At 66.8% G+C, this 23,984-nt stretch carries 19 protein-coding genes; 9 read left to right on the forward strand and 10 right to left on the reverse strand.

Annotated elements, in window-relative coordinates; all coding sequences use genetic code 11:
• The first annotated feature begins 31 nt into the window (after window positions 1-31).
• Both ACVXZ4_RS06750 and ACVXZ4_RS06755 read left to right on the forward strand, forming a co-directional pair.
• Complete coding sequence (locus ACVXZ4_RS06750) at window positions 32-709, forward strand: ArsR/SmtB family transcription factor (RefSeq protein ID WP_461797464.1); 678 nt, start codon at window positions 32-34, stop codon at window positions 707-709.
• Between the two features lie 77 nt (window positions 710-786).
• The gene (locus tag ACVXZ4_RS06755) at window positions 787-1,038 is read left to right on the forward strand and encodes a hypothetical protein (protein ID WP_461797465.1); all 252 of its coding nucleotides are present in this window, start codon (window positions 787-789) and stop codon (window positions 1,036-1,038) included.
• Window positions 1,039-1,051: 13 nt separating this feature from the next.
• On the opposite strand, the gene ACVXZ4_RS06760 is transcribed toward ACVXZ4_RS06755, so the two are convergent.
• The 7 genes from ACVXZ4_RS06760 to ACVXZ4_RS06790 all read right to left on the reverse strand — a co-directional run bounded on the left by ACVXZ4_RS06760 (window position 1,052) and on the right by ACVXZ4_RS06790 (window position 10,693).
• The gene (locus ACVXZ4_RS06760; protein WP_461797466.1) at window positions 1,052-1,279 is read right to left on the reverse strand and encodes a hypothetical protein; all 228 of its coding nucleotides are present in this window, start codon (window positions 1,277-1,279) and stop codon (window positions 1,052-1,054) included.
• Window positions 1,280-1,281: 2 nt separating this feature from the next.
• Entirely contained in the window at window positions 1,282-3,861 is a 2,580-nt protein-coding gene (gene valS, locus ACVXZ4_RS06765; protein ID WP_461797467.1) for a valine--tRNA ligase, read from the reverse strand.
• A 243-nt stretch (window positions 3,862-4,104) separates the two neighbouring features.
• Entirely contained in the window at window positions 4,105-5,751 is a 1,647-nt protein-coding gene (locus ACVXZ4_RS06770; protein WP_461797468.1) for a glycoside hydrolase family 13 protein, read from the reverse strand.
• Between the two features lie 13 nt (window positions 5,752-5,764).
• Entirely contained in the window at window positions 5,765-7,312 is a 1,548-nt protein-coding gene (locus tag ACVXZ4_RS06775; RefSeq protein WP_461797469.1) for a dipeptide ABC transporter ATP-binding protein, read from the reverse strand.
• Window positions 7,309-8,106, reverse strand: coding sequence for an ABC transporter permease (locus tag ACVXZ4_RS06780; RefSeq protein ID WP_461797470.1), 798 nt, complete (start codon window positions 8,104-8,106; stop codon window positions 7,309-7,311). Before ACVXZ4_RS06780 ends, ACVXZ4_RS06775 begins: the two co-directional genes overlap by 4 nt.
• The gene (locus ACVXZ4_RS06785) at window positions 8,103-9,077 is read right to left on the reverse strand and encodes an ABC transporter permease (RefSeq protein ID WP_461797471.1); all 975 of its coding nucleotides are present in this window, start codon (window positions 9,075-9,077) and stop codon (window positions 8,103-8,105) included. The genes ACVXZ4_RS06780 and ACVXZ4_RS06785 overlap by 4 nt, the downstream gene beginning before the upstream one ends.
• Window positions 9,062-10,693, reverse strand: coding sequence for an ABC transporter substrate-binding protein (locus tag ACVXZ4_RS06790; RefSeq protein ID WP_461797472.1), 1,632 nt, complete (start codon window positions 10,691-10,693; stop codon window positions 9,062-9,064). Before ACVXZ4_RS06790 ends, ACVXZ4_RS06785 begins: the two co-directional genes overlap by 16 nt.
• 65 nt (window positions 10,694-10,758) lie before the next feature.
• On the opposite strand from ACVXZ4_RS06790, the gene ACVXZ4_RS06795 reads away from it, so the two are divergent.
• Together ACVXZ4_RS06795 and ACVXZ4_RS06800 are read left to right on the forward strand one after the other, a co-directional pair.
• A complete protein-coding gene (locus ACVXZ4_RS06795) occupies window positions 10,759-11,397 on the forward strand; it encodes a TetR family transcriptional regulator (protein WP_461797473.1) in 639 nt (212 codons plus the stop codon).
• A gap of 178 nt (window positions 11,398-11,575) precedes the next feature.
• Window positions 11,576-11,851 (forward strand): DUF5652 family protein, encoded by a 276-nt coding sequence (locus ACVXZ4_RS06800; RefSeq protein WP_461797474.1) that lies wholly within the window; start codon window positions 11,576-11,578, stop codon window positions 11,849-11,851.
• A 3-nt stretch (window positions 11,852-11,854) separates the two neighbouring features.
• Here ACVXZ4_RS06800 and ACVXZ4_RS06805 read toward each other — a convergent pair whose 3' ends face one another.
• Complete coding sequence (locus ACVXZ4_RS06805; RefSeq protein WP_461797475.1) at window positions 11,855-12,811, reverse strand: cation diffusion facilitator family transporter; 957 nt, start codon at window positions 12,809-12,811, stop codon at window positions 11,855-11,857.
• Between the two features lie 259 nt (window positions 12,812-13,070).
• Between ACVXZ4_RS06805 and ileS the strand changes: the two genes are divergently transcribed.
• From ileS to ndk, 4 genes are read left to right on the forward strand one after another with little or no spacing between them, the layout of a single operon-like run.
• Entirely contained in the window at window positions 13,071-16,484 is a 3,414-nt protein-coding gene (ileS, locus tag ACVXZ4_RS06810) for an isoleucine--tRNA ligase (RefSeq protein WP_461797476.1), read from the forward strand.
• A complete protein-coding gene (locus tag ACVXZ4_RS06815; protein WP_461797477.1) occupies window positions 16,477-17,868 on the forward strand; it encodes a bifunctional folylpolyglutamate synthase/dihydrofolate synthase in 1,392 nt (463 codons plus the stop codon). The genes ileS and ACVXZ4_RS06815 overlap by 8 nt, the downstream gene beginning before the upstream one ends.
• Entirely contained in the window at window positions 17,865-18,275 is a 411-nt protein-coding gene (locus ACVXZ4_RS06820) for a DUF4233 domain-containing protein (protein WP_461797478.1), read from the forward strand. Before ACVXZ4_RS06815 ends, ACVXZ4_RS06820 begins: the two co-directional genes overlap by 4 nt.
• A gap of 8 nt (window positions 18,276-18,283) precedes the next feature.
• The gene (gene ndk / locus ACVXZ4_RS06825) at window positions 18,284-18,700 is read left to right on the forward strand and encodes a nucleoside-diphosphate kinase (RefSeq protein ID WP_461797479.1); all 417 of its coding nucleotides are present in this window, start codon (window positions 18,284-18,286) and stop codon (window positions 18,698-18,700) included.
• Between the two features lie 67 nt (window positions 18,701-18,767).
• Here the strand turns inward: ndk and ACVXZ4_RS06830 are convergent, their stop codons facing one another.
• Together ACVXZ4_RS06830 and ACVXZ4_RS06835 are read right to left on the reverse strand one after the other, a co-directional pair.
• Window positions 18,768-19,658: a DsbA family protein gene (locus ACVXZ4_RS06830; RefSeq protein ID WP_461797480.1), complete on the reverse strand. Its 891-nt coding sequence runs from the start codon at window positions 19,656-19,658 to the stop codon at window positions 18,768-18,770.
• A gap of 106 nt (window positions 19,659-19,764) precedes the next feature.
• A complete protein-coding gene (locus ACVXZ4_RS06835; protein WP_461797481.1) occupies window positions 19,765-20,748 on the reverse strand; it encodes a vitamin K epoxide reductase family protein in 984 nt (327 codons plus the stop codon).
• Window positions 20,749-21,182: 434 nt separating this feature from the next.
• Between ACVXZ4_RS06835 and ACVXZ4_RS06840 the strand changes: the two genes are divergently transcribed.
• A complete protein-coding gene (locus tag ACVXZ4_RS06840; RefSeq protein ID WP_461797482.1) occupies window positions 21,183-23,957 on the forward strand; it encodes an Rne/Rng family ribonuclease in 2,775 nt (924 codons plus the stop codon).
• Window positions 23,958-23,984: the final 27 nt, after the last annotated feature.

The raw sequence follows: 23,984 nt of genomic DNA on the forward strand, positions 1-23,984 counted from the left end.
AAAGAATCATTTGCAATGCTATCTTTGCATCATGACCGAAACCTCGAACCCGACGCCCCCGGCCTCCCCGCCGGAGAAGCGGACGGTCGACATGAGGGTCGTCGACCTCGACTCCCTCAAAGGGCTCGCGCATCCGCTCCGGGTGCAGATCCTCGACGTTCTCTCCACCTACGGTGACTTCACCGCGAGCGGTCTCGCCGATCGTCTCGGCGAATCGAGCGGAGCGACGAGCTACCATCTCCGTCAACTCGAGCGCCACGGTTTTGTGCGTGAGGTCGAGGGTAAGGGCACCGGTCGCGAGCGCTGGTGGGAGAGGGTACCGGGAGGCATCAGCCTGTCCGATCGAAACATCGCCGACTCGCCGGCGGCCCGCGCCTCCTCGAGCCTCGTGTTGAGGCAGTGGGAGCGCAATCGTTCGCAGCAGCTGAGCGAGTTCGTCGAGCACGGCTGGGACGAGCTGCCGGATTCCTGGACGGACGTCTCCGAGCTCACGACGATCAACGTGCGTCTCACAGCCGAGCAGCTCGCCGAGGTGGGTGCGGCATTCGCCCGATTCGCCGAGGAGCACATCGACAAGTTCCGGGGTCAGAACGTGCCCGGATCCCGGCCCGTGCAGATCCATTTCAACGCCTTCCCCGTCATCGACGGGGAGGTCACTTCCGTCGATCGGAACCCCTCCGAGCAGCGGGAAGAAACGCGTGAATCATGACGATTCTCGCCCCCGATCGGACCACCGCAATGTCGGTGGTCGACCCTACCTTTGAGACACAGAAAGAGGTGAAACAGATGACCACTGCCACCGCAACAGACCTCGATTTGCTCCTCTCCGCCACGCGAGACGGCGTGAGGGGACACTCCCGCCCGAGCACGATGGACCGCGCGATAATGCGGCTCAGCGTCGCGATGCTCCGCTGGGCGCGCAACCATGCGAACCGCTCGTTCCGCACCTGGGACGAACTGTCCCTGAGCAACCACAACGCGCTCGAACGCGAAGCCCGCGAGAACGCGTCGATCCCCGGCCCGCAGCGCCTGATCTGAGAGCGCGCTAACCCTAGTCCGAGGGTGCGACGATGAAGACTTCGCCGCCGGAATAGCGGATGATCGTGCCGTCGTCGAGCTCGACGACGGGGTTACCCTCCAGCCAGGTGAGCGTCCACCGCAGCAGGCTGGTGTCGATCCCGGCGAGTTCGGCCTCGACCGACTTCACCGCATCGACGACGAGTTGAGGGAGGCGCGAGGGTGCCTCGGCGCCCACGGCCCATCGTGTTCCCATCTGCATGATCAGCCCTCCGTCGGTGGTACGGCTACCTCTGCGAGCACGACATCGCTCACGCTGATCTCCGGCGCCTCGACGAAGTCGACGGTGGCGATCCGTCCCACGTCCCGGAGGTCGTCGAGGGCGAGCTGGAGTTGCGCCGGCCCGCTGATGGTCGCGGACGTGACATCCGCCTTCTGTGATGCTTTCGCGTCGGTCTTCGCGCGGCGGATACCGATGAGGGCCTCGCCAACGTGCGCAAGCAGACCGGAGGGCTCGGCATCCGTGGCGGCAGTCGGCCACTCGCTCACGTGCACCGAGCCGTCGTGGGTCCAGGACCACACTTCCTCGGTCGCGAAGGGGATGAACGGGGCGAACAACCTCAGCATCACCTCGAGAGCGGTTCTCAGCGCCAGAGCTGCAGACGCCTGCGCCTCGGGAGCGTCCGTGGAGTACGCCCGTTCCTTCACGAGCTCGAGGTAGTCGTCGCAGAAGGTCCAGAAGAACTTCTCCGTCACTTCGAGTGCCTTCGCGTGGTCGTAGGCATCGAACGCAGCAGTGGCCGTGGCGATGACCTCCGACAGCTCGGCGAGCATGTCGACGTCGAGCGGGTGGGTGATCGCGAGTTCCGCGGAGGGCGCGGGGAAGGAGTAGACGAACTTCGCCGCGTTCAAGACCTTGATCGCCAGGCGTCGCCCGATCTTGATCTGCTTGGGGTTCTGAGGGTCGAAGGCCGCGTCGGTGCCGAGCCGGCTCGAGGCCGCCCAGTAACGCACGGCATCCGATCCGTGCTCGTCGAGCATGCCAGCGGGGGTCACCACGTTGCCTTTGGACTTCGACATCTTCTTGCGATCGGGGTCGACGATGAAGCCGGAGATACCGGCGTTCTTCCACGGCACGCTGTGGTTCTCGAGCTCGGCGCGCAGCATCGTGGAGAACAGCCAGGTGCGGATGATGTCCTGCCCCTGGCTGCGCAGGGAGTACGGGAACACCAGGTCGAAGAGTTCGGGATCGCGCTCCCACCCGCCCGCGATCTGCGGCGTGAGGGAGGAGGTGGCCCAGGTGTCCATGATGTCGACCTCGCCGATGAAGCCTCCGGGCACACCGCGGCGGCTCTCGTCGAAGCCGGGGGCGGGGGCGGAGGCCGGGTCGACCGGCAGCGCATCCTCGCTCGGGACGATCACCGCACCCTTCTCGCCGTCGGCATCCAACTCGTACCAGACCGGGATGGGCACACCGAAGAACCGCTGGCGGGAGATGAGCCAGTCACCGGTGAGCCCGTTCACCCAGTTGTCGTAGCGCACGCGCATGAAGTCGGGCGCGAAGTTGACCTCCCGACCACGTTCGAGCATGGCGTCGCGCAGCGCTTCGTCGCGCGCTCCGTTGCGGATGTACCACTGCCGGGTCGACACGATCTCGAGGGGCTTGTCGCCCTTCTCGAAGAACTTGACGGCGTGCATGATCGGTTTCGGTTCTCCGATCATCTCGCCACTGGCCTTGAGCAGTTCCACGCTCTTCGCCTTGGCGCTGAAGACGGTCTTGCCGGCGAGCTCGGCGTAGGCCGCAAGCGGACCATCGCCGGTGATAGCTTCGGGCGCATCCGCCACGATGCGGCCGTCGCGGCCGATGATCGTGCGGTTGGGGAGGTCGAGTTCGCGCCACCAGACGACGTCCGTCACGTCACCGAAAGTGCACACCATCGCGATGCCCGATCCTTTGTCCTTCTGGGCGAGGTGGTGCGCGCGCACGGGCACCTCCACGCCGAACAGAGGCGTCTTCACGGTGGTGCCGAAGAGGTGCTGATACCGTTCGTCGTCCGGATGCGCCACCAGCGCGACGCAGGCCGCGAGCAGCTCCGGGCGGGTGGTCTCGATGAACACGTCGTCCTCGGCGCCGTGGAAGGCCAGGCGGTGATAGGCAGCCGGCTGCTCCTTGTCCTCGAGCTCGGCCTGGGCGACGGCGGTGCGGAACGTCACGTCCCACAGGGTCGGGGCATCCGCCTGGTAGGCCTCGCCGCGGGCGAGGTTGCGCAGGAACGCGCGCTGGGCTGCGGTCTGGGCCTCGTCGCCGATTGTGCGGTAGCTCTGGGTCCAGTCCACGCTGAGGCCGAGTTTGCGCCAGACATCCTCGAACTGGGTCTCGTCCTCGGCGGTGAGCTTCTCGCACAGTTCGATGAAGTTGCGACGGGAGATGGGCAGCTGGTCCGCGGCCTTTGAGGAGGCATTGTCACCGCCTTCCAGGGGCGCCGCGAAGGCCGCATCGTACGGGAGGGTCGGGTCGCAACGTACGCCGTAATAGTTCTGCACGCGACGCTCGGTGGGAAGGCCGTTGTCGTCCCAGCCCATCGGGTAGAAGAGGTTCTTGCCCCGCATGCGCTGGTAGCGCGCGATGAGGTCCATGTGCGTATAGCTGAAGACGTGCCCGATATGCAGGCTTCCGGATGCCGTCGGCGGCGGGGTGTCGATGGAGAAGACGTTGTCTGTGGTGGCGTTGGCCCGATCGAACCGATGCGTGCCGGCGGACTCCCACGCGGCATCCCACTTGGCTTCGAGCCCTTCGAGGGCGGGCTTGTCAGGGATCTGATTTCGCGAGATTTCGGACGCCATGGCGTTCTCCGGTTCTGTATGGGCGGCACCGAGTCGATGATGAGGTGCCTGAATGTCGTGGTGGGGCAATTCTACCGCGGGGCAGGGTCGCGGCCTTTCGGCGCCGGGCAGGGTGGCGCCGAGAGGGCTGTTCGCTCAACAGCAGAATTTCATCGACCGGGGCGTTCAACAGGCGGAATTGACCTATTCGCCAGGGGCGATGCTGTCGAACGCGCTGGGCACGGGAGATTCCGACCCCGAAATTCAGTCCCGCCTGATTACCCGCACTTCCCACGCCCGCAGCGCGCCCGCGACATCCGGCACCTCCGAGTAGTTACCGATGACCAACTCGCCCGACACGCGAATTGGCAGCTCGAGCACCCCCGACGAGAAGTTGCCCACCACCACGAGCTCCTCGTCACCGAGAGAACGTGTGAAGGCGTACAGAGTCGGATGCTCCGGCTCGAGCATCACGAAATCGCCCACCGAGACCACCGCCGAGTCATGCCGCAGTGCGATCAGCCGGCGGTAGAACTCGAAGATCGAGCGGGATCCCGCCGCGCGATCGGTGGCGACGTTGATGGTGGTGTGATTCGGCGTGATGGCAAGCCACGGCGTGCCGGTCGTGAAGCCGGCGAGGGGGGTCGCATCCCACTGCACGGGGGTGCGGGCGTTGTCGCGGCTGCGGAAGGCGAGCGAGTCGAGCACGTCGGCGGGGGAGGCGCCAGCCGCCACTTCCTCGGCGTAATAGTTCACGGACTCGATGTCCTGGTACTGCTCGATCGTCGTGAAGCCGGCGTTCGTCATGCCGATCTCGTCACCCTGATAGACGTAGGGCGTTCCGCGGTGCAGGTGCAGGATGGCGGCGAGCAGGGTCGCGGACTCGAACCGGAACTCCCCGTCGTCGCCGAAGCGGGAGACAGAGCGCGGCTGGTCGTGGTTGCTGAAATAGAGGCTGTTCCACCCGGATTCGGCGAGGCCCGACTGCCAGCGCCCGAGCGAACGCTTGAGATCCACGAGCTTGAGCGGCACGTTGTCGAACTTGGTTCGCGGGCCGTGGTCGAGTCCTACATGCTCGAACTGGAATACCATGTCGAGCTCGAGCCGATCCGAACTGGTGAAGCGGATGGCGTCATCCACTGTCGCCCCGGGTGTCTCTCCCACCGTGAGGAGGTCTGCATCCCGTCCGGCGAAGACCTCGCGGTTCATCTCCTGCAGGTAGTCGTGCACCTGGTCGCCCATCACGAATCCCGGGCTGTTGCCGACGAGGTCGGACTGCACCTTCGCAATGAGGTTGATCACGTCCATGCGGAAACCGTCGACGCCCCGGTCGAGCCACCAGTTCATCATTTCGTAGACGGCGGTTCGCACCTCGGGGTTCTCCCAATTGAGGTCGGGTTGCTTCACCGCGAAGAGGTGCAGGTAATACTGGCCCGTCGCCTCGTCGAACTGCCAGGCCGGTCCGCCGAACATGCTGCGCCAGAGGTTCGGCTCACGGCCGTCCACCCCGTCGCGCCAGACGTACCAGTCGCGCTTCGGGTTGTCGAGCGACGACCGCGACTCCGCAAACCAGGCATGCTCGTCACTGGTGTGGTTCACGACGAGGTCCATCACGATCTTGATGCCCCTGGCGTGCGCCTCGGCGAGCAGCAGGTCGAACTCTGCGAGCGATCCGAACAGAGGGTCGATGTCCCGGTAGTCGCTGATGTCGTAGCCGTTGTCGGCCTGGGGTGAGCGGTAGACGGGGGAGAGCCACACGACATCCACCCCGAGCTCCTGCAGGTGGTCGAGCTTGCCCCGGATGCCGCCGAGGTCACCGATGCCGTCACCGGTCGAATCCGCGAAGCTTCGCGGGTAGATCTGGTAGACGACGGCCGAGGTCCACCACGCGGGCGTGTTATCGATGCTCATCCGAGCAAGTCTTTCACGGCAGGTGCGGCGCCGCCGCGATCAGCCCCCTCGTGTACTCCCGCCGCGGTGCCCGGAAGACGTCTTCCGTCGGGCCGGATTCGACCACGTGACCGTCGCGAATCACGAGCACGTCGTCGCTCATGTGTCGCACCACCCCGAGATCGTGGGTGATGAGGAGATAGCTGAGCCCGAGCGAGCGTTGCAGGTCGTCAAGCAGGTCGAGCACCTGCGCCTGCACCGACACATCCAGGCTCGACACCGGTTCGTCGCAGACCAGGATGTCGGGACGCGGCGCGATGGCGCGCGCGATCGCGACGCGCTGCTGCTGACCTCCGGAGAGATGCCGCGGGCGGCGACCCGCCAGCTCGGGGGAGAGGCCGACCGACTGCAGCAGCGCGGGCACCCCGGCGGCGCGGCCGAGGGCGTCCGAGAGGATGCGCTCGACGGTCCAGCGCGGATCGAATGAGCTGAGGGCATCCTGGTAGATCGCTCCGATGCGCGGCCGACGGGATCGTCTCGCCGTCTCGGGCAGCCCGCTCCACGGCTCACCGAGCATGGTCACCTCGCCGGAGTCGGGCCGTTCGAGCGCGAGCACGAGCCGGGCGAGGGTTGTCTTGCCCGACCCGGATTCCCCCACGACACCGAGAGTGCGGCCGCGCCGCAGCGAGAAGCTCACGTCATCGACGGCCACGAGCGAACCGAACCTCCTGGACAACCCGTTGGCCGTGAGCACCTCGTCGTCGGCCACCGGTGCACGTTCCACGGCGGCCGCACCCGTCAGCCGCGAGAATCGCGGTCGCCCGGTCGGCACCGCCGCGATCAGGCCTCGGGTATAGGGATGCTGCGGATCCGCGAGCACACGCTCGGTGGGGCCGCTTTCGACCACCCGACCCCGGGCCATCACGAGCAGGTGGGATGCCAGCCGGCTCACTACGGCGAGGTCGTGGCTGATGAGCAGCACTGCGGCACCGTCGTCTCTCAACCGTTCGAGCAACTCGAGGATGCCGGCCTGCACCGTCGTGTCGAGGGCCGTCGTCGGCTCATCCGCGATCAGCAGCCGGGGTCGCAGGGCGATCGCCGAGGCGATGACAGCACGTTGACGCAGACCACCGGAGAGCTGGCCCGGGCGCTGGGATGCTCGCAGAGCCGGATTCGGAACCCCGACCTCCGAGAGCAGTTCGAGCACCCGCTCCTGCCTTCCCCGGGGGGAGAGGGAGGTGTGCAAGCGAAGGGGGTCGGCGATCTCCCGTCCGACCGGCCTCAGCGGATCGAGGGCCACGAGGGCACCCTGTGAGATGAAGCCGATGTCGCGACCGCGAAGGCGTTGCAGCCGACGTGGGGAGGCATCCGCAAGGTCAGTCGCATCGAACCTGAGCTGAGACGCAGAGACCCTGCCACCGGTGAGGCCGAGCAACGCCCGTGCGGTGACGCTCTTGCCGGATCCGGATTCGCCCACGATCGCGACACACTGTCCGGGCTCGATGTCGAACGAGACGCCGGAGACGACCGGGACCGCGCCGAAGCTCACCGCGAGGTCGCGCACACTCACCAGGCCGGTCACGAGAGCCGACTCCGTTCTTGAAGTCCGCGCCCGACCAGCGTGGTCGCCACCGCGCTGATCATGATGAACAGCCCGGGGAAGAAGGTCATCCACCAGAACGATGTGAGGTAGGTGCGGCCGGCCGAGAGCATCGCGCCCCACTCGGCGGCGGGAGGCACCGCGCCGAGACCGAGGTAGCTGAGCGACGAAGCCCAGACGATCGACTGGCCGATGCCGAGGGTCACCAGGACGAAGAGCGAGCCGGCGACGTTGGGAAGGAGGTGGTGCACGAGGCGGAACCACCAACCCCGTCCGAGCACTGTCGCCGCCTCGAGGTAGGCCGCGCGGCGCACCACGAGCACCCGGCTGCGGATGATGCGGGCATAGCCCGGCGCGGTGGCGAGCCCGACCGCGATCGTGGAGGTCACGACGCCCGGACCGTAGACGACGATGAACAGGAGCGCGAGGAGGAGGCCGGGGAAGGCGAACAGCACTTCGAGGAAACGGGTGGTCCCGAAATCGAGCCAGCGGGGACCGAGGCCCGCGAGCAGGCCGAAGACCAGCGCGAGGCCCACCCCGATCGCCGTCGCCGAGACGCCGATGAGCAGGGAGGCCGCGGTGCCGTGGATGATGCGCGTGTAGATATCACGACCGGACTCGTCAGTGCCGAAGAGATGCGAGAGAGAGGGCGCGCGGAAACTCTGCGCGGGGTGGATCGCCAGTGGATCGCCCGGCGCGAGCACGCCGGGCGCGATCGCGGCGAGGGCGAGGAAGAGGAGCGCCGCGACACCGATCCCAAGAAGCACGCGTCTCATCCGGCACGCAGCCGGGGATCGACGAGCCGGTCGGCGAGATCGGTGAGGGTTGTGACGAGCATGTAGCCGAGCGCGACGACGAGCACGACTCCCAGCACGAGCGGCACATCCCGCTGCTGCACCGCCGAGAGCAGGCTGCGCCCGAGACCCGGGCGGGCGAAGATCGTCTCGACCACGACGGCCCCGCTGATGAGCGATCCGAAGGCCCAGCCGGCCAGCCCGATCGCCGGGATCGCCGCATGGCGAAGGGCGTGGCGCCAGAAGATCCCGCCGGAGCCCTCCCCGCGGGAGCGGGCGGCGAGCACGAACGGTGAAGCCATGGCGTCGAGGATCGATTCGCGCATCACCTGCGCGAGGAAGCCCGACAGGGGCAGAGCCAGCGTCAGCACCGGAGGCACGAGCCCGAGCGGCCCGGGCACGCTCACCGGGGGAAGCCACCCGAGAGTCGTGGAGAACAACAGGATGAGGCTGATCGCGAGCCAGAAGTGCGGCACGGCAGCGGCCACCACTTCGAGCACCCAGCTGACAGCGGATGCCACCCGCCCACCCCGCGCCGACCACGCAGCCAGCCCGAGGGCGATCGCCGCCGCGACCAGTAGCGAGACCACCGCGAGGAGGAGGGTGCCTCCGAGGTTCTCGCCCACGACGGCGACCACAGGTTGTTTGAGCGCGTAGGAATCGCCGAGGTCGCCCCGCAGCATCCGGCCAAGGTAGTTCAGGTACTGCACGACGAGCGGCTGATCGAGGCCGTAGTCGGCTCGGGCCTTCGCGAGGGCCGCCGCGCTGGCCTGGGAACCGGGGCCTCCGAGGATCGCCTCCGCGGGATCCCCCGGGATCAGTCGGATCGCGAAGAAGGTGACCGTCGCTACCGCCCACAGCACGAAGGCCACACCCCCGAGGCGCAGCAGCAGCCACGGTGCGAATCGGCGTCTGGCGCCGGACCGCGGTAGCGCGCCTACCGGGAGAGCCACGAGTCGTACATCGTGGGGGTCGACACCGTCGGCATCGCCCGCAGCCCCGTTACAAGCGAGCGGTGGAGGTAGTGGTTCTGCTGGTCGTAGAGCGGCAGGATGTAGAAACCCTTCAACACGATCTCCTGTGCCTGCTTGTACAGGGACAGGCGTTCGGCGGCGTCAGAGCTGGTGGCGGCCTTCTCGAGCAGTGCGTCGAGGGCGGGATCCTTGACCTGGGAGTGGTTGGCGAAGTAGCCGCTCGGAGCCGGCTTCGTACCCGCCGAGTCGAACAGGATGCGCAGCACATCCGGGCCAACCTTCGTGTAGGGGGCGCTCACCAGGTTGTACTGGTTCTTGCCGAGGGCGCCGTACCAGCTTGACAGGTCGAGAGGCTTCAGATCGACCTTGAACCCGGACTGTTTCGCAGTGGCCTGCAGCTGCTCGAACAGCGATTGCTCGGCGGGGATCGACTGGTTGGTGCTCACGGGGAAGGTGAGCTCGAGCACGGCGCCGCCTTTAGTGCGGTAGCCGTCGGCGTTCTTCGTCGTCCAGCCCGCCTCGTCGAGGAGCTTCGCGGCGGCCTTCTGGTCATAGTCGAAGAGGCCTGGCTCGGAGATCCCGGCCTTCTCCACGCTCGACAGTGCGGAGTAGGAGCGCTTCGCCGTGCCGAAGAACAGGCTCGTGACGGCGTCGCCCACGTTGGCGGAGCGGATGAACGCCTCGCGCACCCTCGCATCGTCGAACGGCGCGATGCTCGAGTTCAGCTCGATACGGTTGGATGCCCCGGGGCGGGGCGCGTCGATCGCCACGAGGTCCTTCGACTTCTTCGCGGCGACCAGCGTGTCGGGTTGCACATTGTCGATCACGTCGACGGTGCCGGCCTGCAGCGCGGCATACCGCGAGGCCGAGTCGGGCAGGAAGCGCCAGTCGATCGCCTTGAGATACGCGGGGCCGGTGTGGGCGGCATCCGCCGGCGGAGAGCTGTAGGCGTCATTGCGCACCAGGCTGATCGACTGCTGGTGGGTCCACTTCTTCACGACGAAGGGTCCGGTGCCTACCGGCGACTCGCAGTTGACCGCCTGGCTGCGCTTCAGGGCGGTGGCGGACTCGATCGCGAGCCACGGCTGCGAGAGAGAGTCGAGCAGGGCACTGTCCGGTGTCGAGAGGGTGAAGCGGGCGATATCCGTCGATACCGCTGTGACCCCGGTGACCTTCTGCAGCGCGAGATAGCCGGTGGAGGATCCGGTGGCGGGGTCCTGCACATGCGCGACATTCGCGGCGACGGCCTCGGCGGTGAGGTCGGTGCCGTCGGTGAACTTCACACCCTTCTTGAGTGTGAAGTCCCAGCTCAGGCCGTCGGGTGATTCGGTCCACTTGGTGGCCAGCCACGGGATGATCTCACCCGCTGAATTCTTCGAGACCAGGGATTCGAGGTACTGGGTGGCCACAAGGGCCTGAGGGTAGTTGCCGCCGACGTGGGGGTCGAGACAGGTCGGTTCGGCGTCCCCGGTGGCGTAGACGAGGGTGCCGCCCGAGACCGGTTTCGTGCTCGTCGGCGTTGTCGGGGAGCTGCACCCGCTGGCGATCAGCGCGACTGCGAGAATGGAGATGGCGGGGGCGACGACACGTTTCACGACGGAAGACTCTTTCGGCTCTATTATTGGACTCAGTACAATATTACGCCCCTTCGGAGGATCACATGGCTCCCCCCTCGCCGAATGACGCCGCACCGAACGCGGTCGGTCGTCCACGCACCTCCTCCCGCGCCGTGATCGAAGATGCCGCGGCCGAGCTCTTTCTCGAGAACACCTACGCTCTCACCACCATCGAGCAGATCACGCAGCGCGCCGGCGTCAGCCGCAACACCTTCTTCAACTATTTCAGTGCGAAGAGTGACGTGCTCTGGGTGGAGCTGGATGCCGCGATCGACCGCCTCTCGCGGGAACTGCAGGCGGTGCCTCCGGGGCTCCCGGCGCTCGCCGAGATGCGGGCGGCGACGATTCGCGTGGTGTCCGTGATCGGAGTGGACCGGGTGCCCCTCGCGCTGACGCAGGACGACGTGATGGGCACGGCCGAGGAGACCCGGGTATCCGGTCTCGCCCGCCTCGCCCGGCGCTCGGACCTCATCGCGGGATTCCTCGCACGCCAGCTGCGACGCGCCCCGGACGACCTGCTCGTTCTCAGTGCGGCGAATGCCCTCTCGGGTGCCATCTCCGCGGCCTGGACCGTCTGGGCGAGGGACGGCATCGGCCGACGCCCCCTCGCCGAATACATGGCGGAGGCCTTCGACGTCGTCTCGGCTGGCCTGACCGCGTCATTGGTGCCGCCGAGCGAGTAGGTCGGTCGCCCCGCCCGGCAGCCCGCCCATCCCGGGCGTTCGCGGACACTCCGGGCCGGCGCGCCGGACCGGTCGGACCGCAACGGCCCGGGATTCCGCGAGTTCCCCGGTTTCTGCGAAAGGCGCCCGGGACGTTAGGCCCTGTACCGCCGCCAGGCAGACGGCGCAGAATGGCGGGATGGGACATTCACTGAAATACGAGCGGCCCGAGCCTGCCAAGGTCGCGCTGATCTCGCTGCTCGCGGCCTGGACCCTCGCCTGGAAGGGCGTCTCCCTCTGGCACGCGGCGAAGGATGACAGCAAGCCGTGGTTCATTGCGCTGCTGCTCAGCAACACCGCCGGCCTGCTCGACGCGCTCTACATCTTCCGCGTCAGTCGCACCCGGAGACTCGCGGTGGAGGATGCCCGCCGAGACGACGACTATCCGCAGCAGACCCACACCGTCGAGGACTGACCCTCAGGAGACCACGAGCGACGGCTCGTCGGGCGTCGAGAGCGACAGCAGCGCCTCCTCGATGTGTTCGTTCCTGCGCAGGGCCTCTTCGATCCGTCTCAGCGAATAGGCGACATGGGTCTCGGTGTCGTCCCCCACGATGTCGACGGATGCCACGAGGAACACCGTGCCCGGCCCGACGAATTCCAGGTGAAGGTAGGTCACCCGCTCGATCTCGGCGTTGCTGAGCAAGCCGACCAGTACGTCGTTGCGCAGCCGGGCATCCGGGACCTCGCCGATGAGGAATCGGCGGTTGCGGTCGATGAGGATGATCGCGACCACTCCGAGGAGCGCGCCGACCAGGATCGAGCCGGCCGCGTCGAAAACCGCGAGGCCGGTGAGCTGATGCAGCAGGATGCCGAGGAACGCGATCGCGAGACCGATGAGTGCCGCGGCATCTTCCGCGAAGACCGCGCGCAGTGTGGCGTTGGAACTCGTGAGAGCGTAAAAACCCGTGCCGACCCCGCGCCGTTTTCCGCCCGCCCTGGCCTGGCGAAAGGCCTGCAGGAAGGAGAAACCCTCCAGCACGAAAGCCACGGCGAGCACGAGGTAGGCGATGCCGAAGTCCGTGGCGTCCTCCGGGGCGAACAACTGCTGGATGCCGTGCCAGATCGAGACGATGGCGCCGGCGGTGAAGATGCCGAAGGCCGCGAACATCGACCAGACGTAGGCTTCGCGGCCGTACCCGAGAGGGTGCGGGTCGTCGCGCTGCCGCATCGACCTCCGGTCCGCGATCAGCAGGAAGATCTCGTTGCCGAAGTCGGCCCACGAGTGCGCTGCTTCGGCGACCATGGAGGCGGATCCTGTGATCACCGACGCGAAGGTCTTGGCGATGGCGACCAGCAGGTTGGCACCAAGGGCGATCAGGACCGTGAGCGATCCGCCGGTGGTCGCGGTCGCGTTCGGAACGGGGTCTGTCACCGATTCAGTCTGTCACTCCACCGAGTCACTTCACCTAGGATTGTGGCAACGACATCGATCCGGCCATCACCGGGGAGTCTTCGGAAGAGCGGCAGACGTCCACGGGCGCCGGCCGGGTAGAACCGAACGGGGCTGGCCCGTCATCGCCAATGAACAAGCGGTCGCCCTTCAGAGGGAGGCAAGCGGGGTGGTACCGCGTGATCCGGATCGAAGACCGGGATCACGTCCTCGTCCAGTTGAACGTGCGACCTGGAGAGAAATGACCTACCCCCTGACCGACGGAACGGCAGCAGACGACACAGTCGGCGACGACGGCGTCCTGAAAGCCTCCCCGGACTTCCCGGCCATCGAGAACGGCATCCTCGCCTTCTGGAAGAGGGATGGCACGTTCCAGGCCTCGATCGACCGGCGCGAAGGCTGCCCGGAGTGGGTCTTCTACGACGGCCCGCCCTTCGCCAACGGCCTGCCGCACTATGGGCACCTGCTCACCGGCTATGCGAAGGACCTCTTTCCGCGCTACCAGACCATGCGCGGAAAGCTCGTGCACCGCCGGTTCGGCTGGGACACCCACGGGCTCCCCGCCGAGCTCGAGGCCATGCGCCAGCTCGGCATCACCGAGAAGCACCAGATCGAGGAGATGGGCATCGCCACCTTCAACGAGAAGGCGCGCGAATCGGTGCTCGAGTACACCCGCGAGTGGGAAGACTACGTCACCCGCCAGGCCCGGTGGGTCGACTTCGAGAATGACTACAAGACGCTCGACATCACCTTCATGGAATCGGTGATCTGGGCTTTCAAACAGCTGTACGACAAGGGCCTCGCCTACGAGGGATTCCGCGTGCTCCCGTACTGCTGGCACGACGAGACTCCGCTGTCCAATCATGAACTCCGCATGGATGACGACGTCTACCGCATGCGGCAGGACCAGTCCGTCACCGTCACGTTCCCGCTGGACGGCCCGAAGGCCGAGTCTCTCGGGCTCACCGGTGTGAAGGCGCTCGCCTGGACCACGACACCGTGGACCCTCCCGACGAACCTCGCCCTCGCCGTGGGGCCCGCTATCTCCTATGCCGTCGTAGCGAGCGGTCCGCTCGGGGCATCCGACGGCTCCGCGGAGGGCGTTGCCGAATTCCTGCTCGCGGCGGACACCGTCGCCGCCCACGCCAAGGACCTCGGATACGGCTCGGCCGACGCCGCCGTCGCGGCGATCAGCCGCACGCTCCTCGGTGCCGAGCTCGGCGGTGTCACCTACGACCGGCTCTGGGACTACTACGCGGATGTCGAGACCTGGGGCACCGGCAACGCCTGGCAGATCCTCGTGGCCGATTACGTCGCCACCGGCGAGGGCACCGGCATCGTGCACCAGGCGCCCGCCTACGGCGAAGACGACCAGATCACCTGCGCCGCCGCCGGCATCCCGGTGATCATCTCCGTCGACGACGGAGGAAAGTTCCTGAGCCAGGTGCCGGATGTCGCGGGCCTCCAGGTCTTCGATGCGAACAAGCCGCTCGTGCAGAAGCTTCGCGCCGACGGCCGCCTTCTCCGGGTGGCCAGCTACGAGCACAGCTATCCCCACTGCTGGCGCTGCAAAAACCCGCTCATCTACAAGGCGGTGTCGAGCTGGTTCGTGAGCGTGACGAAGTTCCGTGATCGCATGGTCGAGCTCAATGAACAGATCAACTGGGTGCCCGACAACGTGAAGGAGGGCCAGTTCGGCAAGTGGCTGTCGAACGCCCGGGACTGGTCGGTCTCGCGCAACCGATACTGGGGATCGCCGATCCCGATCTGGAAGAGCGACGACCCCGAGTATCCGCGGGTGGACGTCTACGGATCGCTCGACGAGCTCGAGGCCGACTTCGGGGTGCGGCCTACCGACCTTCACCGTCCATTCATCGACGACCTCACCCGACCGAACCCCGACGACCCCACCGGCCGTTCCACCATGCGGCGCATCGAGGACGTGCTCGACGTGTGGTTCGACTCCGGATCGATGCCGTTCGCCCAGGTGCATTACCCCTTCGAGAATGCCGAGTTCTTCGAGGAGCACAATCCCGCCGACTTCATCGTCGAGTACATCGGCCAGACCCGCGGCTGGTTCTACATGCTGCACGTGCTGTCGACAGCGCTCTTCGACCGGCCGGCGTTCCGCAACGTGATCAGCCACGGCATCGTGCTCGGAAGCGACGGCCAGAAGATGTCAAAGTCGCTGCGCAACTATCCGGATGTCTCCGAGGTGTTCGACCGGGACGGCGCGGATGCGATGCGCTGGTACCTGATGTCGTCGTCGGTGATCCGCGGCGGCAACCTCGTGGTGACCGAGGAGGGCATCCGCGAAGGGGTGCGCCAGCTCATGCTGCCGCTCTGGAACAGCTACTACTTCTTCACGCTGTACGCGAATGCCGCGAAACCTGCTGGTCGAGTAGCGAGCGCCAGCGAGCGTGTCGAGACCGATGAAGCGGGTCTCGACACGGGCGCGGAGCGCCCTGCTCGACCATCGCAGGCCGGCTACACGGCAGCCCTCCGCACCGATTCGACCGACGTGCTCGACCGGTACCTCCTCGCCAAGACCCGGCAGGTGATCGGGGACGTGACCCTGCACCTCGACAATCTCGACAGCCCGCTCGCGGCGAACGCGTTGCGCGACTTCGGCGACGTTCTCACCAACTGGTACGTGCGACGCAGTCGAGGCCGTTTCTGGAGCGGTGACAGCCCAGAGGCGTTCGACACGCTGTACACGGTGCTCGAGACCCTCACCAGGCTCGCCGCACCGCTCCTGCCGCTCGTCGCCGAGAAGATCTGGAAGGGCCTCACCGGCGGGCGCAGCGTGCACCTCACCGATTGGCCCGAGGCGGCATCGTTCCCGCAGGACGACACGCTGGTCGCCACGATGGACCGCGTTCGCGAGATCGCCTCTTCCGGGCTCGGCCTTCGCAAAGCCACCGGCCTTCGCGTGAGACTTCCCCTCGCGGAGCTGACCGTCGTCGCGGAGCACTCGGCCGACCTGCGGGCCTTCTCCGACATCCTGCGCGATGAGCTGAATGTCAAGGCGGTCACCGTGCGCGAACTCGGGGAGGAAAGCCTCGGAGAGTTCGGCATCCAGCGCAAGCTCACGGTCAACTCACGGGCGGCCGGCCCGCGCATCGGCAAGCAGGTGCAGCAGGTGATCCAGGCCGCCAAGGCCGGCGACTGGAAACCCAGCGGCGAGAACGTGGTCGTCGGAGGCATCGAGTTGCTCCCCGCCGAATTCGACCTGCAGCTCCAGGCGGCGGATGACGCGCAGGCGATCACCTTCCTGCCCGGCGGCGGCTTCGTGCTGCTCGACACCGTGACCACTTGGGAACTCGAAGCGGAGGGGCTCGCCCGCGACCTCATCCGCGGTGTGCAGGACACGCGCAAGGCAGCAGGCTTCCAGGTGAGCGATCGCATCGACCTCACGCTCTACTTCGCGTCCTCGTCGGAGCGCGCCGGGGTGGAGCCCTTTGAAGACACCATCGCCGAAGAGACCCTCGCGCTGGTGATGAACGTTGTCGAAACCGGCGGGGGTGTAGAGGCGTACGCTGCCCAGCACGGGCGTGCCGGCGCCTTCCGGTCCCTCATCCGTGCCGGACAGTATGCGAACACCGGCGACGTGCTCGTCGAAGTAACGATCCATGGAGCAGTAACCGATGTCTAAGAATCCCCTGTCCGAAGACCCAGAGCTCGGCGACGACGCGCTCTTCCAAAAGGATGCCGACGCCGTCTATCAGGAGCTGCTCGCGCGCATCGGTGAGGGGCATCCGCAACCGCGCCTCGCCGCGACCCGGCGCGTGGTCGAGCTGCTCGGTGACCCGCAGCGCTCGTACCCGATCATCCACATCACGGGCACGAACGGCAAGACCTCGACGAGTCGCATCATCGAGAGCATCCTGCGTGCCTACGGCTTGCGCACCGGACTCTTCTCCAGCCCGCACCTCGTGCGGGTGAACGAGCGCATCCTCATCGACGGAGAGCCGATCACGAACGAGGCTTTCGTTGCCAACTACCGCGACATCAAGCCATACCTCGATCTGGTGGATGCCGAGCTGCGAGCCGCAGGGGACGCCCCGCTGGCCTTCTTCGAGGCCTTCACCGCCCTCGCCTACGCCAGCTTCGCGGACGCCCCGGTGGATGTCGCGGTGGTCGAAGTCGGTCTCGGCGGGGAATGGGACTCCACGAACGTGGGCGACGGTCAGGTCGCGGTGTTCACGCCGATCTCCCTCGACCACACCGCCCGACTCGGAAACACCGTCGCGCTCATCGCCGCAACCAAGGCCGGCATCATCAAGCCCGCCGCCGCGGTCGTGACTGCGATCCAGCCGGCCACCGCTCTCGCCGAGCTCGAGCGGGCGAGCGACCTGATGGAAGCCAGCCTCGCCGTGCAGGGCACCGCCTTCGAGCTGCTGTCTAACACTGTGGCGGTCGGTGGCCAGGTCATCTCCGTCCGCGGACTCGCCGGCACCTACGACGATCTCTTCCTGCCCCTCTTCGGAGACCACCAGGCCCAGAACGCTGCCGTGGCGATCGCGGCCGTCGAGTCCTTCCTCGGGGGAGGGCAGCAGACGCTGGTGGGTGATGTGCTTACGGAGGGCATCGCGACGGCGTCCTCGCCCGGGCGACTGCAGGTCATCGGCATCGAACCGACTGTGATCATCGACGCCGCGCACAACCCCGATGGAGCGCAGTCGCTCGCGGCGGCTCTCGGCTCCTACTTCACCTTCGACGAGGTGGCCATTGTGCTCGGTGTGCTCGAAGACAAGGACGCACGCTCGATCGTCTCGGCCCTCGCTCCTGTGGCGGAGGTCATCCTCGTCACTGCCTCGAGCTCCGAGCGGGCCGTGCCCGTCGATGATCTCGCGGAGATCGTGCGCGAAGTCGCCCCCGAGACCTCGGTCGACGACTACGACACCCCGGGTGAAGCGATCGCGGCCGCCCGGGCGTGGGCTGAGAAGGCACCCCGCCGCGGTGTCGTCATCACGGGGTCGATCACGCTCATCGGCGACGCTCTGGTGCTGGCGGCCGCGGAGGGCTGGAAACGATGACGGAGGCGGATGGCAGCCGCCCGCCCCGCACGCGGGTGCGTCGTGTTCGCTCTGCTTCGGAGTCGCTGCTCTCCATCGCCCTGCTGCTGGAGGCCGTCTTGGTCTTCTTCGTGGTGATGGTGGCCTACGGGCTCCAGGTGCTTCCGACTGGCGTGGTGTTCGGCGGGGGAGCGTTTCTCGTCGTGCTGCTGCTCGTCGCCGGAAGGCTCGCCGGCCGACCTGTCGGAGTCGGGCTGGGCTGGGTGCTTCAGGCCGCGCTCATCGCTCTCGGCATCCTGCTCTCACTGATGTACTTCATCGGCGCGATCTTCGCCGCCATCTGGATCTACTGCTTCGTCACCGGCCGAAGGCTCGACCGCCAGAAGGCGGCCTACCTGCTTCAGAACCCGTCAATCCCCAACAATTAGGAGCCCCAATGAGCACCGAAGAAACCCTCGTCCTTGTCAAGCCGGATGGCGTGTCCCGCAACCTCACCGGCGAGATCCTGCGCCGCATCGAGGCGAAGGGCTACCAGCTCGTCGACGTGAAGCTCGTGCAGGCGAGTCGAGAGCTGCTGGCGAAGCACTACGAGGAGCACGTGGGCAAGCCGTTCTACGAGCCCCTCATCGAGTTCATGGAGAGCGGCGCGATCGTGGCGTTCCGCGTGGCCGGAGAGCGCGTCATCGAGGGATTCCGCTCCCTCGCCGGCACGACGGATCCCACGAGCGCGGCCCCCGGTACGATCCGTGGTGACCTCGGCCGCGACTGGGGCCTGCGCGTGCAGCAGAACCTGGTGCACGGGTCCGACTCGCCGGAGTCCGCCGCACGCGAGCTCGCTCTCTGGTTCGACTGAGAGCGGTTCCTCTCGCGGGAACTTCGTCGATGAGGACCGGGCGACGGCGCCCGGTCCCCGATTGCACTTACGGGGTGGTCGAGGGGCTCGGGCTCGGAGTGATCCCGGCGGCGGTCGCCGCGAACTGCAGGAAGTCACCCGTGCCATCCCAGCGCTTTCCGTTGACGATCACGGTCGGAGTCGAGAATCCGCCGGCTTCGGCGTTGATGAGCGATGCCGTGCCGGTAGTGACTTGGGTTGACTTGCTCACCCATGCCTTGAATTTCTCCGTCTCGATGCAGCTGGTGACCGAAGAGTCGCTGATGCCGGCCTCTTTCACCAGCGCCGTGATCTCCGAATTGGTGAGCCCCGAGGTTCCCTCGGTGGGCTGCTTGTCGTAGAAGACCGTCTGCGCGTCGAGGAACTTCGCCGGGTCGTAGTTCGCGATGCACGCGGCCGCGTTGGCTGCGCGGCTGGCATAGCGGCTCGACTGGTAGTTGCGGTCGAGAATCGAGATGGGGTGAACCTCGAGAGTTGCGGATCCGCTTGCGACGAGCTGCTGGATCTGGGCCGCGTAGGTCGCTTCGAACGATTTGCAGGCCGGGCAGGCCCAGTCGACGTAGGTGATGATGTGGGCGAGCCCGTCAGAGCTGTCGGTCTTCGTCGCCTTCGGCTTTCCGTCCGCGGCCGCCGCCGCGGTCGTCGTTGCGGTTGCCACGCCGCCCTTTCCCGTGAAGAGGATGCCGCTGCTCGCCATATTCTTCGGGCCGGGGGCGCCGGGCGCGGAGGGCTGCACCACGACCGCCACGACTATTGCGATGATCGCGAGGATGCCGATTCCGATACCACCCTGGAGCAGGATCCGGTTGCGGCGCTGGCGCTTCTTCTCGGCTTCGCGTTCGAGGCGGGCCGTCTCTCGAGCGGCCTCCCGTCGATCTTTCTTGCCCTGCGGAGAGTTCGACGTGCCGGAAGGAGCCATGTGTCGATTACCAACGTTCTGTGAGATGGACGAAAATCTGGGCAGAAATTACGGGGTGAAGCTGGGGAGAGTCACTGTACGGGCTGGGAGTTCGACATTCGGCGGGTCACAGGCGATGGATCACGTCGAGCTGAAGCTGAGCGATCAGCGCGACGACGATATAGCTGACGAGGGTGATCAGAGGAATGAATCCATAGGCCGTCGCCGCGATGGAGCGCAGGCGTGCGGGCACGGGAATATGGCCGCTCTTCAGGTTGAACAGGCTGATCAGCCAGAAGGAGGGGATCACCACCGACCAGGTGGCCATGCACCAGGGGCACAGGGTGCCCAGCACGAAGATGCTTTCCGTGATGAGGAAGATCACGAAGGCCAGGGCGAGCGTGATGCCCACGTTCAGCGCGATCCAGAACCAGCGCGCGAACGACACTCCGCTGATTATAAGAACCGCGATCACGAAGAGGGCCATCCACCCGCCGACACCGAGCAGGGGATTCGGAAAGCCGAACAGCGAACCCTGCCACGACGCCAGATTCTTGCCGCACTGCACCAGAACGCTCACGTTGCACGACGGTGCGACGTCCGGGGTGGTGAAAGTGCCCACCTTGTCGACGGTGAGCCGGAAGGCGGCGAAGAATCCGGCGACCGATGCCACCGCGAGAAACATCCCGAGCTCGAGGGGCCGACCGTCGCGACGGAGATGGGGCACTGTGAGGCCGAAGACCACGGCCATGAGCACCAGCTGGGCTGCGAGGAGCCAGGTGAAGGAGAGATACGCCGCCCAGACCTGGAACACCAGCCCGACAGCGAAGATCGTCGCCAGTGCACGCCACCAGGACGGGGAGATGTCGGCCCCCGCGAACCGGGCGGCGCCGACCGTGAGGGCGATGACGAAGAGCGCCATCGAGAACGCGGAAGAGGGATATCCGAGCTCGTTGTCCGCCCCGGTGAGTTTCGGGATGCCGGAAGCGGACTCGATACCGACGAAGGCGATCACCGTGCTCGCAAACGACACCGCGACCCCGAGCGCACCCGCGAGAGTGAGGGCGAGGATGCCACGCCGCGGGAGGGGAGCCGGGGCGGTCGTGGTCACCCTGAGGATTATTGCATGGGCCAAATGCCGCGTAACTGGCAAGGCATGCGATAATTTGATCTAGTCATGCGAGCCGCGCTCGATATGACGCCAAAGAATGCTTACCGGGCACTGAGTGACGTGAAGTCGTGTGACGAAACCTGAGGGTTGCCGAACACGACACCGGGCGGCGCTGAATCGGCTGCGATCCGTCAAGGATCGCTCCCCATCGAGAGCGTGTCGGATAGCGAGTTCCGAACAGAATCACCAAGACAAGCGAACGAGACCAGAGCCAGCCCCAGCGTGTCACAGCGACCGGGGGCCGGGGGCCGGTTTCGAAGCGAAGAATTAGCGGCGCATCGACCGAGGCCAGAACCGCCGGAGTCGAAAACCGCGACGAGAGAGTACCCGACGGGTCGCGCGGCTTCCCGTTCCGGGTTAGGAGTGCACCAGCGATGGTGGAGACAACTACAAACAACAACGACGGCTCGGCGCAGAACGAACCGAAGAAGCGCTCGCGACTCTTCGGATCGCGTCGGGCATCCAAGGCCACTGCGGCACCGGAAGCGGCAGCGACACAGCAGGTGGCAGCCCAGCAGCCGACCACACAGCAGCCGACAACACAGCAGCCGACAACACAGCAGCCGACAACACAGCAGCCGGCGACCCCGGAAGCGGCGAAGGCCGACCAGCCGAGGAACGGCGACGAGCCGAAGACGGCTGTCGCCGCGGCCGATACCGCAGCCCCCGCCAAGCGCGCCCCGGCCCGCCGCGCCTCTGCAGGCAAAGCCGACGCACCCACAGCGGATGCGGGCACGGCAGACACCCTGACTTTCGACGCCCCGTCCACCGAAGCGGCGGCTCCGGCCGGCGCCAAGGCGACCGCGCCCAAGAAAGCGCCGATCGCGCGCCCGACCACGTCGCTGCTGTTCCAGGCGCCCGACCTTCCGGTGCTCCCGCCGCGGCCGGGAGCTCGCGATGACGAGTTCGACGACGAGCCACGCGACAACCGCGCTCCACGCAACTCCCGCAACTCTCGCAACAGCGACCGCACCGACGATCGCAATAGCGACCGCAACAGCGACCGCAATGGGGATCGCGACCTTCGTGACGACGATGGCGAGCAGACGACACTCCGTCGCCGCTCCCGTCGCCGTGCCGGCGATGAGGACCGTGACTCGGGGACCCCGAACTCGGGCAACTCCAACCCGACGAACACGGTGGTCAAGGTGCGCACCCCGCGCCCGGCCCCCGAACTGAGCAACGAGCCGACCAAGGTGCGTGGCTCCACCCGCCTCGAGGCGAAGAAGCAGCGCCGCCGCGATGGTCGCGACGCCGGTCGCCGCCGCCCGGTGATCACCGAGGCCGAGTTCCTCGCCCGCCGCGAGAGCGTCGACCGCAAGATGGTCGTGCGCTCCAAGTTCAACCGCATCCAGATCGGGGTGCTCGAAGACGGCGTGCTCGTGGAGCACTACGTCGCCAAGGCGGCGGACGCCAGCCTGATCGGCAACGTCTACCTCGGCCGCGTGCAGAACGTGCTCCCGAGCATGGAGGCCGCCTTCGTCGACATCGGGCGCGGACGCAACGCCGTGCTGTACTCCGGTGAGGTCGACTGGGAGGCCGCAGCGGAGAACTCCGCCGACGGCAAGAGCCAGGCCCGTCGCATCGAACTCGCCCTCAAGCCCGGCGACAAGGTGCTCGTGCAGGTGACGAAGGATCCGGTCGGCCACAAGGGTGCCCGTCTCACCAGCCAGGTCTCGCTGCCCGGCCGCTACCTCGTCTACGTGCCCAACGGGTCGATGAACGGCATCAGCCGCAAGTTGCCCGACACCGAGCGCGCCCGCCTCAAGAAGATCCTCAAGGAGGTGCTTCCGGAGAACGTCGGCGTGATCGTGCGCACCGCCGCCGAGGGTGCCACCGACGAGCAGCTCACTCTCGATGTCAACCGTCTCACCGCCCAGTGGGCCGCGATCAGCGCCACCCTGGAGAATGTGCAGGCTCCCGCCCTGTTGCACAGCGAGCCCGACCTCCTTGTCAAGATCGTGCGAGACGTCTTCAACGAGGACTTCCACGAGCTGGTCATCGAGGGCGAGGATGCCGAAGCCACCATCAAGACCTACCTCTCGCAGGTGGCCCCGGACCTCGTCGACCGGCTGAAGACCTACGAGGGCACCGTCGACTCGTTCGACGAGTACCGCATCACCGAGCAGATCGAGAAGGCTCTCGACCGCAAGGTCTGGCTGCCGTCCGGTGGATCACTCGTGATCGACCGTACCGAAGCCATGACCGTCGTCGACGTGAACACGGGCAAGTTCGTCGGCAGCGGCGGAAACCTCGAGGAGACGGTCACCAAGAACAACCTCGAATCGGCCGAGGAGATCGTGCGCCAGCTGCGCCTGCGCGACATCGGCGGCATCATCGTGGTCGACTTCATCGACATGGTGCTGGAATCGAACCGCGACCTCGTACTCCGCCGCCTCGTCGAGTGCCTCAGCCGGGACCGCACGAAGCACCAGGTCGCCGAGGTCACGTCGCTCGGCCTCGTGCAGATGACCCGCAAGAAGCTCGGACTCGGACTCATCGAGTCGTTCAGCGAGCCCTGCGAATTCTGCGCTGGTCGCGGCATCATCATCCACCACGACCCGGTGACCCGTCATCGCCAGTCCGCTCAGCCGGAGACCCCGCGTCGCGGGCGCGGCAAGGGGGGCAACGGCAATGGTGGCAACGACTCCGGACGCTCGAACGGCTCCGCGAACAACAGTTCGTCGGGCCAGAAGCCCAATGGGGGCACCCACGCCATCACCGATGACGTGAAGAACGCCCTTGCCCAGATCGCGGCCTCGACCATTGCGCACGCGCCGGTCGAAGAGCGCGCTGAGGTCGCTCCCGCCCCGGCCGAGCAGTCTGCCGTCCAGCAGGGCGCTGAGTCGGGTGCAGAGGACCAGACAGCGCTGAGCCCCGAAGGCGTGGTCGAGGCGCCGCTGGTCGAGGCGGTGACGATCGCTGCCGCGGAAGCCGCCGTCGAGATCCTCGACATCCCGGTGAAGAAGAACTCTCGCGGCCCGCGACGCATCTCCACTCACGACGCCGAGCAGATCCTCGATTCCGTGCTCGACGCCCTTCCCGAACCGAAGCAGCCGGGGCAGGGGCGCTCCCGCGTCTCGCGCCGGGCATCCAGTGCCGGCACGGTGCGCACCTCCGAATCGACCGAGGGTTCGGGCGCCGAGTAGCGAGCCTGCGGGGTCGGAACACCGTCC

The organism is Lacisediminihabitans sp. FW035 (genome assembly GCF_054880895.1).

What these genes read in the sequence shown, in the direction of transcription:
- ACVXZ4_RS06750 (WP_461797464.1), top strand. Translation starts at nt 32, where the DNA reads ATGACCGAAACCTCGAACCCGACGCCCCCGGCCTCCCCGCCGGAGAAG.
- ACVXZ4_RS06755 (WP_461797465.1), top strand. Translation starts at nt 787, where the DNA reads ATGACCACTGCCACCGCAACAGACCTCGATTTGCTCCTCTCCGCCACG.
- ACVXZ4_RS06760 (WP_461797466.1), bottom strand. Translation starts at nt 1,279, where the DNA reads ATGCAGATGGGAACACGATGGGCCGTGGGCGCCGAGGCACCCTCGCGC.
- valS (WP_461797467.1), bottom strand. Translation starts at nt 3,861, where the DNA reads ATGGCGTCCGAAATCTCGCGAAATCAGATCCCTGACAAGCCCGCCCTC.
- ACVXZ4_RS06770 (WP_461797468.1), bottom strand. Translation starts at nt 5,751, where the DNA reads ATGAGCATCGATAACACGCCCGCGTGGTGGACCTCGGCCGTCGTCTAC.
- ACVXZ4_RS06780 (WP_461797470.1), bottom strand. Translation starts at nt 8,106, where the DNA reads ATGAGACGCGTGCTTCTTGGGATCGGTGTCGCGGCGCTCCTCTTCCTC.
- ACVXZ4_RS06795 (WP_461797473.1), top strand. Translation starts at nt 10,759, where the DNA reads ATGGCTCCCCCCTCGCCGAATGACGCCGCACCGAACGCGGTCGGTCGT.
- ACVXZ4_RS06800 (WP_461797474.1), top strand. Translation starts at nt 11,576, where the DNA reads ATGGGACATTCACTGAAATACGAGCGGCCCGAGCCTGCCAAGGTCGCG.
- ileS (WP_461797476.1), top strand. Translation starts at nt 13,071, where the DNA reads ATGACCTACCCCCTGACCGACGGAACGGCAGCAGACGACACAGTCGGC.
- ACVXZ4_RS06815 (WP_461797477.1), top strand. Translation starts at nt 16,477, where the DNA reads ATGTCTAAGAATCCCCTGTCCGAAGACCCAGAGCTCGGCGACGACGCG.
- ACVXZ4_RS06820 (WP_461797478.1), top strand. Translation starts at nt 17,865, where the DNA reads ATGACGGAGGCGGATGGCAGCCGCCCGCCCCGCACGCGGGTGCGTCGT.
- ndk (WP_461797479.1), top strand. Translation starts at nt 18,284, where the DNA reads ATGAGCACCGAAGAAACCCTCGTCCTTGTCAAGCCGGATGGCGTGTCC.
- ACVXZ4_RS06830 (WP_461797480.1), bottom strand. Translation starts at nt 19,658, where the DNA reads ATGGCTCCTTCCGGCACGTCGAACTCTCCGCAGGGCAAGAAAGATCGA.
- ACVXZ4_RS06840 (WP_461797482.1), top strand. Translation starts at nt 21,183, where the DNA reads ATGGTGGAGACAACTACAAACAACAACGACGGCTCGGCGCAGAACGAA.